The sequence below is a fragment of the Actinomyces bouchesdurhonensis genome (assembly GCF_900128465.1).
GTDB classification, from domain to species: Bacteria; Actinomycetota; Actinomycetes; order Actinomycetales; family Actinomycetaceae; genus Pauljensenia; species Pauljensenia bouchesdurhonensis.
Genome location: NZ_LT635868.1, coordinates 280779 through 293772 on the forward strand (window position 1 = coordinate 280779; position 12994 = coordinate 293772).

General features: G+C 63.1%; 14 protein-coding genes. All 14 read left to right on the forward strand.

Annotation, left to right across the window (positions count from 1 at the left end):
* Positions 1-828 (forward strand): translation elongation factor Ts, encoded by an 828-nt coding sequence (tsf, locus tag BQ7477_RS06120; protein ID WP_073983203.1) that lies wholly within the window; start codon positions 1-3, stop codon positions 826-828.
* Between the two features lie 130 nt (positions 829-958).
* A complete protein-coding gene (pyrH, locus tag BQ7477_RS06125) occupies positions 959-1669 on the forward strand; it encodes a UMP kinase (protein ID WP_073983204.1) in 711 nt (236 codons plus the stop codon).
* 38 nt (positions 1670-1707) lie between these two features.
* Positions 1708-2265 carry a ribosome recycling factor gene (gene frr / locus BQ7477_RS06130; protein WP_073983205.1) on the forward strand — a complete coding sequence of 186 codons (558 nt, stop codon included), beginning with the start codon at positions 1708-1710 and terminating at the stop codon, positions 2263-2265.
* Positions 2265-3176, forward strand: coding sequence for a phosphatidate cytidylyltransferase (locus tag BQ7477_RS06135; protein WP_073983206.1), 912 nt, complete (start codon positions 2265-2267; stop codon positions 3174-3176). The genes frr and BQ7477_RS06135 overlap by 1 nt, the downstream gene beginning before the upstream one ends.
* Positions 3173-4453, forward strand: coding sequence for a dual-specificity RNA methyltransferase RlmN (gene rlmN, locus BQ7477_RS06140; RefSeq protein ID WP_073983543.1), 1281 nt, complete (start codon positions 3173-3175; stop codon positions 4451-4453). Before BQ7477_RS06135 ends, rlmN begins: the two co-directional genes overlap by 4 nt.
* Positions 4453-5211 (forward strand): DivIVA domain-containing protein, encoded by a 759-nt coding sequence (locus BQ7477_RS06145; protein ID WP_073983207.1) that lies wholly within the window; start codon positions 4453-4455, stop codon positions 5209-5211. The genes rlmN and BQ7477_RS06145 overlap by 1 nt, the downstream gene beginning before the upstream one ends.
* A complete protein-coding gene (locus BQ7477_RS06150; protein WP_073983208.1) occupies positions 5211-5759 on the forward strand; it encodes a DivIVA domain-containing protein in 549 nt (182 codons plus the stop codon). The genes BQ7477_RS06145 and BQ7477_RS06150 overlap by 1 nt, the downstream gene beginning before the upstream one ends.
* Positions 5759-7030 carry a 1-deoxy-D-xylulose-5-phosphate reductoisomerase gene (gene dxr, locus BQ7477_RS06155; protein ID WP_073983209.1) on the forward strand — a complete coding sequence of 424 codons (1272 nt, stop codon included), beginning with the start codon at positions 5759-5761 and terminating at the stop codon, positions 7028-7030. Before BQ7477_RS06150 ends, dxr begins: the two co-directional genes overlap by 1 nt.
* A gap of 2 nt (positions 7031-7032) precedes the next feature.
* Positions 7033-8274, forward strand: a complete 1242-nt coding sequence (locus BQ7477_RS06160; protein ID WP_073983210.1) for a M50 family metallopeptidase — start codon at positions 7033-7035, stop codon at positions 8272-8274.
* Positions 8275-8397: 123 nt separating this feature from the next.
* Positions 8398-9564 (forward strand): flavodoxin-dependent (E)-4-hydroxy-3-methylbut-2-enyl-diphosphate synthase, encoded by a 1167-nt coding sequence (gene ispG, locus BQ7477_RS06165; protein WP_073983544.1) that lies wholly within the window; start codon positions 8398-8400, stop codon positions 9562-9564.
* A gap of 19 nt (positions 9565-9583) precedes the next feature.
* Positions 9584-10087, forward strand: coding sequence for a hypothetical protein (locus BQ7477_RS06170; RefSeq protein WP_073983211.1), 504 nt, complete (start codon positions 9584-9586; stop codon positions 10085-10087).
* A 112-nt stretch (positions 10088-10199) separates the two neighbouring features.
* Positions 10200-10616 (forward strand): hypothetical protein, encoded by a 417-nt coding sequence (locus BQ7477_RS06175; protein WP_073983212.1) that lies wholly within the window; start codon positions 10200-10202, stop codon positions 10614-10616.
* A gap of 75 nt (positions 10617-10691) precedes the next feature.
* Positions 10692-12500 carry a proline--tRNA ligase gene (locus BQ7477_RS06180; protein WP_073983213.1) on the forward strand — a complete coding sequence of 603 codons (1809 nt, stop codon included), beginning with the start codon at positions 10692-10694 and terminating at the stop codon, positions 12498-12500.
* A gap of 1 nt (position 12501) precedes the next feature.
* Complete coding sequence (def, locus tag BQ7477_RS06185) at positions 12502-12993, forward strand: peptide deformylase (protein ID WP_073983214.1); 492 nt, start codon at positions 12502-12504, stop codon at positions 12991-12993.
* Position 12994 lies beyond the last annotated feature (1 nt).

Sequence of the window (12994 nt, forward strand, 5' to 3'; positions counted from 1 at the left end):
ATGGCGAATTTCACCGCTGCAGATGTGAAGGCGCTGCGTGAGCAGACCGGCGCCGGCATGATGGATGTCAAGAAGGCTCTGACCGAGGCTGATGGCGACGCCGAGAAGGCTCTCGAGATCATCCGCCTGAAGGGCCTGAAGTCCCTGTCCAAGCGCGAGGGCCGCCAGGCCTCCGCCGGCCTGCTGGCCGCTCAGACCGACGGCACCGTCGGCGTGCTGGTTGAGGTCAACTCTGAGACCGACTTCGTCGCCAAGAACCAGAAGTTCATTGACTTCTCCAACGAGGTCCTGGCCGCCGCGGTCGCTTCCGGCGCCGCCGACCTGGACGCGCTGCTCGCCGCACCCATGGGTGAGGGCACCGTCAAGGATCGCCTGGACGCCTTCGCCGCCGTCATCGGCGAGAAGCTGCAGGTTGGCCGTATCGTGCGCGTTGAGGGCGAGAACGTCGACCTCTACCTGCACCAGACGAACCCCGACCTGCCCCCGCAGGTTGGCGTCTTCGTCGTCACCGATGCCGCTGGCAAGTCCGTTGCGCACGACATCGCGATGCACGTCGCTGCCTACATGCCCGCGTACCTTGACCGCGATTCGGTTCCGGCCGACGTGCTCGACAAGGAGCGCGCCACCCTCGAGAAGATCACGCTTGAGGAAGGCAAGCCCGCCAACATCGTTCCCAAGATCGTTCAGGGGCGCCTGAACGCGTTCTTCAAGGACAACTGCCTTGTCGACCAGGCTTTCGCGCGTGACCCTTCAAAGTCCGTCGGCCAGGTCCTGAAGGAGGCCGGTGCAACGGTGACCAACTTCGTGCGCGTGCACGTTGGCGCCTGATATGAGTCTCTCGTCAGCTTGCTGACAGTTGGAAGCGGCTCCGCCTAACGGCGGGGCCGCTTCCCTTTTACCAGGTAGTATGGTTCCGAACCGTTCCGCCCGCCCTGGGCCGTCATAAAGGAGAAGCGTCATGTCGACGAAGCGCCGCGTTTTGCTCAAGCTTTCCGGAGAGGCATTCGGAGGTGGGTCGATCGGCTTGGATCCCAAGGTCGTGCGAAACATTGCTGAGCAGGTGGCCACGGCGGTGCGTGAGGGCGTGCAGGTCGCGATTGTTGTCGGGGGAGGCAATTTCTTCCGTGGGGCGCAGCTGGCGCGTGAGGGCCTCGAGCGTTCCCGCGCGGACTACATGGGCATGCTCGGAACCGTGATGAACGCTCTCGCCCTGCAGGACTTTATCGACCAGGCCGGTGTTCCTGCGCGCGTCCAGACTGCGATCACGATGGCGCAGGTTGCTGAACCCTACCTACCGCTGCGGGCGATTCGTCACCTGGAGAAGGACCGCGTTGTCGTGTTCGGCGCAGGCGCGGGCCTGCCCTACTTCTCGACGGATACCGTCTCAGCTCAACGTGCCTTGGAAATTCACTGTGATGAACTGCTGGTTGCCAAGAACGGTGTGGACGGCGTCTATGATGACGACCCGAATAAGAACCCCAACGCGCATCGTTTTGACACGCTGACCTACTCGGAAGCGTTGCGTCGTGACCTGAAGGTGATCGACGGATCGGCTTTGGCTCTGTGTCGAGATAATGGACTCACGACGCGTATCTTCGGTATGAGCGGTGACGGAGCCGTCACCCGCGCGCTGATGGGCGCTGAAATCGGTACCCTAGTGACGGCGTGATATAACCTTCACAGACCACTGACGTTAAGGAGCACATAGTGATCGACGATATTCTCCTCGAGGCTGAGGACAAGATGGACAAGGCTGTCGAGTCGGCCAGGCACGAGTTTACGAACATCCGTACGGGACGAGCGACATCCGCGATGTTCGAGCAGTTGCCGGTGGACTACTACGGCGCGCCCACACCGATGCAACAGCTCGCGAGTTTCCAGATTCCTGAGGCTCGTACGGTCCTGATCTCTCCCTTTGACCGCACTGCGACACAGGAGATCATTCGCACGCTGCGCGAGTCCGACCTGGGTGTGAACCCCACGGATGACGGCAATGTCGTGCGCGTGGTCCTGCCCGCCCTCACTGAGGAGCGCCGTAAAGAGTACGTGAAGCAGGCTAAGAGCAAGGCAGAGGAAGGCCGTGTTTCTGTGCGCGGTGTGCGCCGCAAGGCAAAGGATCAGCTTGATCGTCTGAAGAAGGATGGCGAGGCTTCTGAGGACGATGTTGAGCGCGCAGAGAAGAACCTTGATGCGATGACGAAGTCACACACGGAGCAAATCGACAAGATGCTCGCGACGAAGGAAAGCGAACTGCTGACGATCTGATGGCGTCAACGGATCCTTCACTGCTTGCTCGCATTTTCTCCCCGGGCCCCACACGCGACGATCATCCCGCGAGTGGGGCGACGGGGAAGGCCGGGCGTAATCTTACGCAGGCGATCACAACGGCTGTTGTCCTGATCGCCGCCGTTGCGGTCCCCCTGTTTACGTCGCTTTCTGCGTTCGTCGGGGTGATCGGTTTTGTCTGCCTGATCGGCATTTGGGAGTTGGCGGGTGCGTTCGCGCGCATGGGCATCACCCTGGCTGTGACTCCTCTGTACGTGGGCGCGATCGGTATGGTGACGTGTGCCTGGTGGCTGGGCAGCGAGGGTATGCTTTTCGCCCTGTATATCACCGTGTTCGTCTGTGCGGCGTGGAGATTGCTCGATCGGCGCCGTGCGTCGCGCATGAGCGATGTCGTTTCGACGACGTTCACCGCCGTGTACGTGCCTTTCTTGGCTTCGTTTGTCGTGCTGATGCTGGCTGCGTGGCGTAATCCGTGGGTCTTCGTGGTCTTCGAACTGATGGTCATTGCCAACGATACGGGCGGCTGGGCTGCCGGAGTGATGTTCGGGAAGCATCCGATGGCTCCTGCGTTGTCTCCGAAGAAGTCGTGGGAGGGTTTCGCGGGTTCCGCATTGACTGCTGTCGGCGTTGGGTGCGTCGGTCTGTGGCTGCTGGGTGCCGCCTGGTGGTGGGGCATTATTGCTGGCGTGTCGATTGCTTTCGTTGGAACGATGGGAGACCTGACGGAGTCTCTTGTGAAGCGTGAGGCTGGCCTCAAAGACATGTCGCAGCTTCTGCCTGGGCATGGTGGTGTTCTCGACCGAGTGGACGCGCTGTTGATGAGTGCGCCGGTCGCTTACTTCATTTTTGCGTGGGCGCTGCCGGGTATTTCTTGGGAGTCCAGTCATTGAGCCAGTTGACTAAGGGGTGCCGCGCACCGCAGGGTTTTGATTCCGACGTTGCCACAGCCTCGTCTGCGTCCCGCCGGGGGACACGCCGCGAGGTCCGTCCGACGGACCAGCCGCCGGAGGGTGCGACGCATGAGGGCGCTAAGCCTGTTCTGTCTTTTACCGCTAAGCGCAGGGGTAAAGCTCCGTCGCACTTGGCGGATTTGGATGCGGCTGGGCGTAAGCAGGTGCTGAAAGACTTAGGACTGCCGGCGTTTAGGGCTGATCAGCTGTCGCGTCATTTTTTCACTCACTTTGAGGCGGATCCGGAGCGGATGAGTGACATCCCAGCTGGTATGCGCGCGCAGGTGCGTGAGGCGCTTCTGCCGGTGCTGGTGTCGAAGGTCGTTTCACTTCAGGCTGATGGTGGTCGAACGATCAAGGACCTGTGGAGTCTGTATGACGGAGCCCAGGTTGAGTCGGTCCTGATGCGCTACCCGCACCGCACGACACTGTGTGTCTCCTCTCAGGCTGGCTGCGGGATGGCGTGCCCGTTTTGTGCGACCGGGCAGATGGGGTTGACCCGTAACTTGTCGACGGCTGAGATTGTCGATCAGGTTCGTTATGCGCAGGCTTCGTGCCGTGACGGTGTGCTGGCAGGCGGCCCTACGACGCTGTCGAACGTTGTTTTCATGGGTATGGGTGAGCCGCTCGCTAACTACAAGACCGTCGTTGGTGCGCTTCATCGCTTGATTGATCCGGCTCCCGAGGGTTTTGGGATGAGTGCTCGCAACGTCACGGTGTCGACGGTTGGTTTGGTTCCTGCTATTAGGAAGCTGGCGCGGGAGGGGCTGGCGGTGACGCTGGCGGTGTCTTTGCACGCCCCGGATGATGACCTTCGTGATGAGCTGATTCCAATCAATTCGCGGTGGAAGGTGGGGGAGCTTTTGGATGCTGCTCGCGCTTACTTTTTGGCGACGGGGCGACGCGTATCGATTGAGTACGCTCTTATTAAGGACATGAATGATCAGGAGTGGCGTGCTCAGTTGTTGGCGGATGAGCTTAATAGACGAGGCCATGGCTGGGTTCACGTGAATCCGATTCCTTTAAATCCGACGCCGGGTTCCATTTGGACGGCGTCGACCAGGCGTGCTCAGGATGCGTTTGTTCAGTGTCTGCGCGACAACGGGATTGCGACCTCTATCCGTGATACGCGTGGGTCTGATATTGATGGTGCGTGTGGTCAGTTGGCAACGGCGGTGGCCCAGGGTAAGCGGGTCACCGGAAAGGGGCAGGTGTGATGGTGGCAGAGTTTTCGCGTACTTTTTTACGTGAGGGGTACGACATGAGCGAGGTTCGCGCGTTTCTCGCTGATGTTGAGCGCACTCTCGCGGGTCAGGCGACGGATGACGAGCACATCGTGACTGCTCAAAAAGCGACGGAGATCGAGTTTTCTGTTAAGTTCCGGGGCTTTGACATGGAGCAAGTCGATGCTGAGATTGATCGACTGATTGGCGTTTTACGTGGGCTGGATCGTGCGCGTGAGTGGGAAGGCGAGCGAGAGGATGACAGGGAAGCGAGTGCTGATGCCTCGGCCGCTGGTGTGGGCAAGCTCGCAGTGGCGTCTGCGGCCTCGTCCGCATCCGTCCAGCCCCCGTCCGTATCCGTCCAGCCCCCGTCCGTATCCGTCCAGCCCCCGTCCGTATCCGTCCAGCCCCCGTCCGTATCCGTCCAGCCCCCGTCCGTATCCGTCCAGCCCCCGAGTGTGGCCGGGGTCCCTGCGCCTGACGTTGGTGTGCCCGTTCCTGATGCACAGCAGGCGGGGACCCTGGCGGCTCCGGTGTCCATGCCCTCGCGCGAGTCGTTCGTCGTCCCCGTTCACAGCTCGGATGTGGGCGCGTCACTCGTTCCGGGGGCTTTCAAGGCGGACCGCGTGCGTGATGCGTTGGTGGACGATTCGCCGATCACGACTGTTGTGGATCAGGTGGCCGCGCAGTTTGGCACCCAGGAGGCTGTCGATGAGATTCTTCGTTCCATGACTCAAGGTAAGGAGCAATGATGACTGAGTTCCCTAAGGTTGGTTTTTTCTCGAAGGGCTACCACCGCGGTCAGGTTGATGCGTTCTTTGAGGATGCGCGCCGGGCGTACGAGGGTGGTGTTCCTCCCGAGCAGTTCAGCGCGGAGCAGGTTCGTTTGGCGACGTTCGAACTCACACGCCGTGGTTACGACATTGAGGCTGTGGACGGCGCGATGAATCGCTTGGAGGCGGCGTTCGTTAACCGTGACCGCGCTGATTCTGTGGCGGTTGAGGGTGAGGCTGCATGGTATGACCGTATCGCTGATCGCGCGACTACTCTGTATCCGCGCCTTCAGCGCCCCCGCGGGGAGCGTTTTGCTCATCCCACTAGTGGGCGCGGTTATGACTGCGAGGCGGTAGATGATTTGCTTGACCGCATTGCCGCTTACTTCGACGAGGCCGGGGAGCTGACTGCGAATGAGATTCGCATGGCGACCTTCCGCCCTAAGCGTGGCAAGAAGGCTTACGCCGAGGGGCCGGTGGACGCCTACCTGGGGCGCGCGGTCGAGATCTTGCTCGCGGTCGACTGATGTCTGACCATCACGTGTTCGGGGTGGATCCCATCCCCGTTGTTCTGTTGGGCTCGACCGGCTCGATCGGCACGCAGGCCCGCGAGGTCATCGAAGCGAACCGGGGCCGTTTCGACGTGTTGGGTGTGAGCGCTGGCGGTTCGTCGATCGCCGAGCTTGCCGCGCAGGTCCTTGCCTTGAATCCCGCGTTCGTCGGTGTGGCTCGAGACGTGCGCGCGGAACTGGCTGCTGCCGTGGAGTCGATGGGCGGCACGTGCCCGGAGGTGTTCGTCGGCGAGGACGCCTCGGTCGAGGTCGTGTGTGCTTCGGTGCAGCGTGCGGAGGAGCTGTATCCGAGCGCGACTCCCGTGGTCCTCAACGGCATTACGGGTGGCGTGGGGTTGTCGTCGACGCTCGCGGCGCTGCGCTGCGGCGCCCGCCTGGCGTTGGCGAACAAGGAGTCGCTGGTCGTGGGCGGCGCGCTGGTGAAGAACGCGATGCGTTTCCCTGGGCAGATCGTGCCGGTGGATTCGGAGCACTCGGCGATCGCGCAGGCCCTGGCTTCGGGCGTGCACGAGCGCGGTCTGACGTCGCCGGTGGTGTCGGGGCGCTCGGAGGTCGCTGACCTGGTGCTGACTGCTTCGGGCGGGCCTTTCCGCGGTCGTACGCGCGACCAGCTGCGTGGGGTGCGCGCGGAGCAGGCGCTGGCTCACCCGACCTGGGACATGGGGCCGGTGGTGACGATCAATTCCTCCACGCTCATCAACAAGGGCCTGGAGCTGATCGAGGCCCACTTGCTTTTTGACGTGGAGCCGGAGCATATTGTGGCGACGGTTCACCCGCAGTCGATCGTGCACTCGATGGTCACGTGGCGCGACGGGGCGACGACGCTGCAGGCCTCCCCTCCGGATATGCGCTTGCCGATCGCGTTGGGGCTGACGTGGCCCGAGCGCCTCGATGGCGTGGAGGAGCCCCTGACGTGGGGCAGTCCCTCGCGGTGGACGTTTGAGCCGGTGGATGACCAGACGTTCCCGGCGATTGATCTGGCGCGCTTTGCCGTGGGCGCCTCGGCTACGCACCCTGCGGTGCTCAACGCCGCGAATGAGGTGATGGTCGACGCCTTCATCAAGGGCATCGTTCCGTGGCTCGCGATCGTCGACACCGTCTCAGCGGTCGTGGGTGAGCATGAGGGGGTCGCGGACCCCTCGATGGAGGATATTGTGGCCGTGCAGCGCTGGGCGGATCGGCGCGCACGCGAGTGTGTCGCGGCTGGCCAATGGAAGGATTTGTGAGCGTGGGTTCTATCGTCGGTATCGTCGTCATCATCGTGGGGATTTTGGCGTCGGTGGCGTTGCACGAGGTGGGGCACATGCTGCCCGCTAAGAAGTTCGGCGTCCTGGTGCCGGATTATGCGGTTGGTTTTGGTCCGGCCCTGTGGAAGAAGAAGATCGGGGATACGACGTACGCGCTGCGTGCGATTCTGCTTGGCGGCTATGTGAAGATCGTCGGCATGTACGCGCCGGCGCGCCCGGGCACGCGCCTGGTGGGGCGGGGCGGTAAGCCGACGCTCGCTCAGGAGGCTCGCGAGGCCTCGGCGGAGGAGATCCCCGAGGGGCAGGAGCATCGCGCGTTCTACCTGCTCAGTGCGCCCAAGAAGATTGTCGTGATGCTGGGCGGGCCCCTCATGAACCTGCTGATCGCGATTGTGCTCAGCGCCGTGACGATGATCGGGATCGGTGCCCCCACCGCCTCGCGCACCATTGCGGCCGTGCCAGCGACAATCTCTACGTCCTCTGGTGAGGTTGCTTCTCCTGCCTACGAGGCGGGGGTGCGTCCCGGGGACACGGTGGAGGCGTGGAACGGGCAGCCGGTCACTACCTTCGCGGAGCTTCAGCAGGCCGTGGGCGCGACCCCCGAGGGCGAGTCCGCGACTCTGACCGTTGAGCGTGACGGTGGACGCGTGGATCTCACGGTCACGCCGGTGACGGGCGCCCAGGGTGCGCGTTACGTGGGTGTGACAGCGAGCTACGAGTATGTGTCGGCCTCGCCCGCGGATGTCATCCACGCTGACTGGCAGATGTTCACTGGAACGGCTTCGGTTGTTGTGCGTTTGCCCCAGGCTGTGTGGCAGGTGGCTCGCTCGGTGTTCACTGATGAGCAGCGTGACGCGAGTGGCGTTGTGTCGGTCGTGGGCGTGGGCCGTATGGCTGGAGAAGTAACCGGTGATTCGCAGGCGTTGGGTTTGCGTGACACTCGTCAGGTGATAGCTGTTCTACTGAGTTTGCTCGCGTCGTTGAACATGGCGCTCTTCGTTTTTAATTTGATCCCGTTGCCACCGTTGGATGGTGGACACATCCTGGGCGCTGTCTATGAGGGTGTACGGCGCCAGGTTGCGCGTGTGCGCGGCGCACAGGATCCTGGTCCCGCCGACACAGCTCGGCTGGTTCCCCTCACGTGGGTGGTTGGGGGTTTGCTTGTTGCTATGAGTGTGGTGTTGATCGTCGCTGACATCGTCAAGCCCGTTTCGATTGGCTAAGCGGGTGTCGCGCCCGCTGTGGTGGGAGTGGGGAAAGCGACCCTTCCCACGTGGCTGCCGTCCGCGTGGGAAGGAATCGCCCGGGTGCGCGATAATGGGCGGGTGAGTGAAATCAATCTTGGTATGCCTTCAGTGGCTTCGTCGCCGTTTCCGCGCAAGCAGACGCATCGCCTGATGGTGGGAGATGTTCCTGTGGGCGGGGGCGCGCCTGTGTCTGTTCAGTCCATGACGACGACGAAGACGCATGATGTTGGCGCGACGCTGCAGCAGATTGCGGAGCTGACTGCCGCGGGCTGTGACATTGTCCGCGTGGCGTGCCCGACGGATAAGGATGCCGAGGCGCTGCCGATTATCGCGAAGCAGTCCCGTATCCCCGTCATCGCGGACATCCACTTCAAACCGAAGTATGTGTTCCAGGCGATCGAGGCGGGCTGCGGCGCCGTGCGCGTGAACCCGGGCAATATTCGCAAGTTCGACGACCAGGTGAAGGACATTTGCAAGGCTGCGTCTGATCACGGTGTTTCGTTGCGTATCGGCGTGAACGCGGGATCGTTGGATCCGCGCCTGCTGAAGAAGTACGGTCGTGCCACGCCCGAGGCCTTGGTTGAGTCGGCAATCTGGGAGGCTTCCCTCTTCGAGGAGAATGATTTCCACGACTTCAAGATCTCGGTCAAGCACCACGACGTGCTGACGATGGTCCAGGCCTATCGCATGTTGTCGGAGGCGGGGGATTGGCCGTTGCACCTGGGCGTGACGGAGGCTGGTCCGGCTTTCCAAGGCACCATCAAGTCCGTGTCTGCTTTCTCGATCCTGCTCGCCGAGGGCATTGGTGACACGATCCGTGTTTCCCTGTCCGCCCCTCCCGTCGAGGAGGTGAAGGTGGGCACCAAGATGCTGGAGTTTTTGGGCCTGCGCGATAAGACACTCGAAATTGTGTCCTGCCCGTCGTGCGGACGCGCCCAGGTGGACGTGTGGACGTTGGCCGAAAACGTCACCGAGGGGTTGAAGGACTTGAGTGTTCCGCTGCGCGTGGCCGTCATGGGTTGTGTCGTCAATGGTCCGGGCGAGGCACGTGAGGCCGACCTGGGTGTTGCGTCCGGCAACGGCAAGGGTAAGATTTTTATCCGTGGCGAGGTCGTGGAGACCGTTCCCGAGGATCAGATCGTCGAAACACTGATCCGTCGCGCAAACGTGCTGGCTGAAGAACTTGGCCTCGAACCCGGGTCGGGTACCGTTGAGGTTGCCCCCATCGCCACTCCCGATGTTAAGCTTCCGGGCATTGACTGCTGAGAACTCTAAGGAATTTCCGATGCGTTTTCGTACTTTTGTGTGTCTGTCCCTGCTCGGCGGCGCGTGCGCTCTGGCAGCGAGTGGATTCCCGCGTCGCATTGGCCTGACGGCATCGCAGGCTGACGTGTCGCTGCCCGGTGATCTGCTGCTTCCGGGCGCGAATGTCGTCGTTGATCGCGGAGTCTCAATTGATGCCCCCGCTTCCGTTGTGTGGGATGTGTTGGGGCATGCCTTCGAGCCTGCGGATGAGTCAACGATCATCGACATTGAGGACGGGGACCACGTCCTTATGCGGGTGGCCGCACCCTCTGCACCCGAGGGAGCCCCGGCCTCGGGAACGTGCGTGATTGCCCTGCTGCCCCTGTCTCCTTCACGCACTTTGCTTCATATTCGCGAGCGTCACCAGGCCTTCGGGCGCGAACGCGCGCTTGTGTGGGCCGGTGTTGCCGCAGAGTCGCTTTCGTCGCTGTCCATGCTGCGAGATTTGCGCGACGCGTGCGTGGCGCACGTGTCCGGCGCCTGACTCGCTCGATGCCACTGCTCCTCGGATGGCGCGCTCATCCCCGCGGTGTTGTAGTATCGAACTACACGCAACGCCGATGGGGATGTTGCGCTCTTAGAAGGAGGGGGATGGGATGGTCCTCAGTTCCGCCGCGCTGCTCGCCGTTGTTGGTCTACTCATTGCGCTCTTGTGGGCATGGGTATGGTCGGGGCTTTTTGCGAGCGCAAGGCGTGTCGCGATGCGCCTGGATTTGCGCGGTGGATCGACCAACGCGGAAGTGAACCGTGTTGTCTGGCCGCTCGTGCCTCTTCTCTCCCTCGTGTGGTTCGTGACCGCCCACCTGGTGAGTCACGAGGTTGCTGGCACCGACACGACGGGGTCGTGCGCGCTTCTGCTCGGCCTCTTTGGCGTCATGATTGCGGTTGCGATTCAATCCCTGTACCTGGGTGGGCTTCCTGAGTGGGCGTACCCGGGCTGGATGGCGCGTCGCTATTATGCGGCCCACCCGCATGCGCGCGAGCGAGAGCTGGGGGCCGGTGCTCTGATCTGAGGGGTGGCGCCCTGATGCGTGTTGACACGGCTGTGCCAGTGGCCTTCAAAGCCGCGCGTGCCGTACTCTTGAACCATGCTTCGAAATCTCTCGACTTTCTTCTTGCGGACCCTGCGTGAAGACCCGGCCGACGCCGAAGTCAATTCGCATAAGCTTCTGGTTCGCGCCGGTTATATTCGCCGCTGTGCTCCGGGTATTTACACCTGGCTTCCTCTCGGTCTGCGCACGCTACGCAAGATCGAGGCGATTGTTCGTGAGGAGATGGACGCGATGGGCGCTCAGGAGGTGCACTTCCCGGGCCTGATCCCCGCCGAGCCCTACAAGGCGACGAACCGCTGGGAGGAGTACGGCCCGACGCTGTTCAAGCTCAACGACCGTAAGGGCGGCGACTACCTGCTGGCTCCCACCCACGAGGAGATGTTCACCCTCCTGGTCAAGGACATGTACTCCTCGTACAAGGACCTGCCCGCGACGCTCTACCAGATTCAGACGAAGTACCGCGACGAGGCGCGCCCCCGCGCTGGCCTGATCCGCGGCCGCGAGTTCGTCATGAAGGATGCCTACTCTTTCGACATTGACGACCAGGGCTTGGACGCCTCCTATCAGGCTGAGCGTGACACCTACGAGCGCATCTTCCAGCGCCTGGGCCTGCGCTACGTCATTGTTTCCGCGATGAGTGGCGCGATGGGCGGCTCTCGCTCCGAGGAGTTCTTGCACCCTTCGCCGATCGGCGAGGATACGTTCGTGGCGTCCCCGGGCGGCTACGCTGCCAACGCCGAGGCCGTGACGACTCCCGTCCCCGAGGCCGTCGATGCGTCCGGCGTGCCCGCGCCCGTGGAGGTCCCCACGCCCGATGCCCCCACGATCGAGGCGCTCGTCGATCTGCTCAACGTTTCGTACCCGCGCGATGATCGTCCCTGGACCGCTGCCGACACGCTGAAGAACGTCGTCGTGACGCTCACCCACCCGGACGGGCAGCGTGAGCTCCTCGTCGTGGGCGTGCCCGGCGACCGCGACGTCGACATGAAGCGCCTCGAGGCCGCGGTGGCCCCCGCCGAGGTCGAGATGGCGTCGGATTCGGACTTCGAGCCGCACCCCGAGCTGGTGCGCGGCTACATCGGCCCCACGGTGCTGGGCCCCAACTCGCCGAAGCGCGTTGTGGATGAGGAAGGTAACGCCTCCGGTTCCGTGCGCTACCTGGTCGATCCCCGCGTCGTTGAGGGAACCGCCTGGGTGACGGGCGCAAACGCCGAGCAGCGTCACGTCCTGAACCTGGTCATGGGCCGCGACTTCACGGCTGACGGGACGATCGAGGCCGCCGAGGTGCGCGAGGGTGACCTGGCCCCCGACGGTTCGGGTCCCCTCCATCTGGAGCGTGGCATCGAGATCGGCCACATCTTCCAGCTGGGCCGCAAGTACGCCAAGGCCCTGGGCCTGACCGTCCTCGACGAGAACGGCAAGACCCAGGTCGTGACCATGGGCTCCTACGGTATCGGCGTCACCCGCGTCATGGCGGCGCTGGCCGAGGCGAACTGCGACGACAAGGGCCTGAGCTGGCCCGCGCAGATCGCGCCCTTCGACGTGCACGTCCTGGCCACCGGCAAGGGCGACGAGGTCTTCGAGACCGCACAGTCTTTGGGCGAGCAGCTTGACGCGGCCGGCCTGGATGTCCTGGTGGACGACCGCCGTAAGGTCAGCGCGGGCGTGAAGTTCAAGGATTACGAGCTTGTGGGCGTGCCCTTCGGTCTGGTCGTGGGCCGGTCGCTGGCCGACGGCCAGGTCGAGATCCGCGTGCGCGCCACCGGTGAGACGATGGTGGTGCCCGTCGAGGAGGCCGTCGAGCGACTGCGCGAGGCCCACGCGGCGGCCCTGAAGGGGGAGTGACATGGCTATTCGTCCCATCCGCATTATCGGCGACCCGGTTCTGCGCACCGTGTGTGACCCGATCACGGAGATCACGCCGAGTGTGAAGGCTCTCGTCGAGGACCTGCTCGAGGGCGTCGACATGGACGGGCGCGCGGGTCTCGCCGCCAACCAGATCGGCGTGAGCCTGCGTGCCTTCTCCTGGAACATCGACGGGGACATCGGCTACGTACTCAACCCCCGCATCGTCGCACTGAGCGAAGATGAGTATCAGGACGGTGATGAGGGCTGCCTGTCGGTCCCTGACCTGTGGTACCCGACCGAGCGTGCCTGGTATGCGCGCTGCGAAGGCACAGACCTGGACGGCAAGAAGGTTGTCGTCGAGGGCGAGGAGCTCATGGCTCGCTGCATCCAGCACGAGTGCGACCACCTGGACGGCCACATCTACATCGATCGTCTGGATCGCCCGACTCGAAAGAAGGCGCTGCGAGACATTCGCAAAGCTGGCTTCTGAG

Coding starts and splice junctions, on each gene's coding strand:
- dxr (WP_073983209.1), top strand. CDS start 5,759: ATGTCTGACCATCACGTGTTCGGGGTGGATCCCATCCCCGTTGTTCTG.
- BQ7477_RS06170 (WP_073983211.1), top strand. CDS start 9,584: ATGCGTTTTCGTACTTTTGTGTGTCTGTCCCTGCTCGGCGGCGCGTGC.
- pyrH (WP_073983204.1), top strand. CDS start 959: ATGTCGACGAAGCGCCGCGTTTTGCTCAAGCTTTCCGGAGAGGCATTC.
- BQ7477_RS06175 (WP_073983212.1), top strand. CDS start 10,200: ATGGTCCTCAGTTCCGCCGCGCTGCTCGCCGTTGTTGGTCTACTCATT.
- tsf (WP_073983203.1), top strand. CDS start 1: ATGGCGAATTTCACCGCTGCAGATGTGAAGGCGCTGCGTGAGCAGACC.
- BQ7477_RS06145 (WP_073983207.1), top strand. CDS start 4,453: ATGGTGGCAGAGTTTTCGCGTACTTTTTTACGTGAGGGGTACGACATG.
- ispG (WP_073983544.1), top strand. CDS start 8,398: ATGCCTTCAGTGGCTTCGTCGCCGTTTCCGCGCAAGCAGACGCATCGC.
- BQ7477_RS06135 (WP_073983206.1), top strand. CDS start 2,265: ATGGCGTCAACGGATCCTTCACTGCTTGCTCGCATTTTCTCCCCGGGC.
- BQ7477_RS06150 (WP_073983208.1), top strand. CDS start 5,211: ATGACTGAGTTCCCTAAGGTTGGTTTTTTCTCGAAGGGCTACCACCGC.
- def (WP_073983214.1), top strand. CDS start 12,502: ATGGCTATTCGTCCCATCCGCATTATCGGCGACCCGGTTCTGCGCACC.
- BQ7477_RS06180 (WP_073983213.1), top strand. CDS start 10,692: ATGCTTCGAAATCTCTCGACTTTCTTCTTGCGGACCCTGCGTGAAGAC.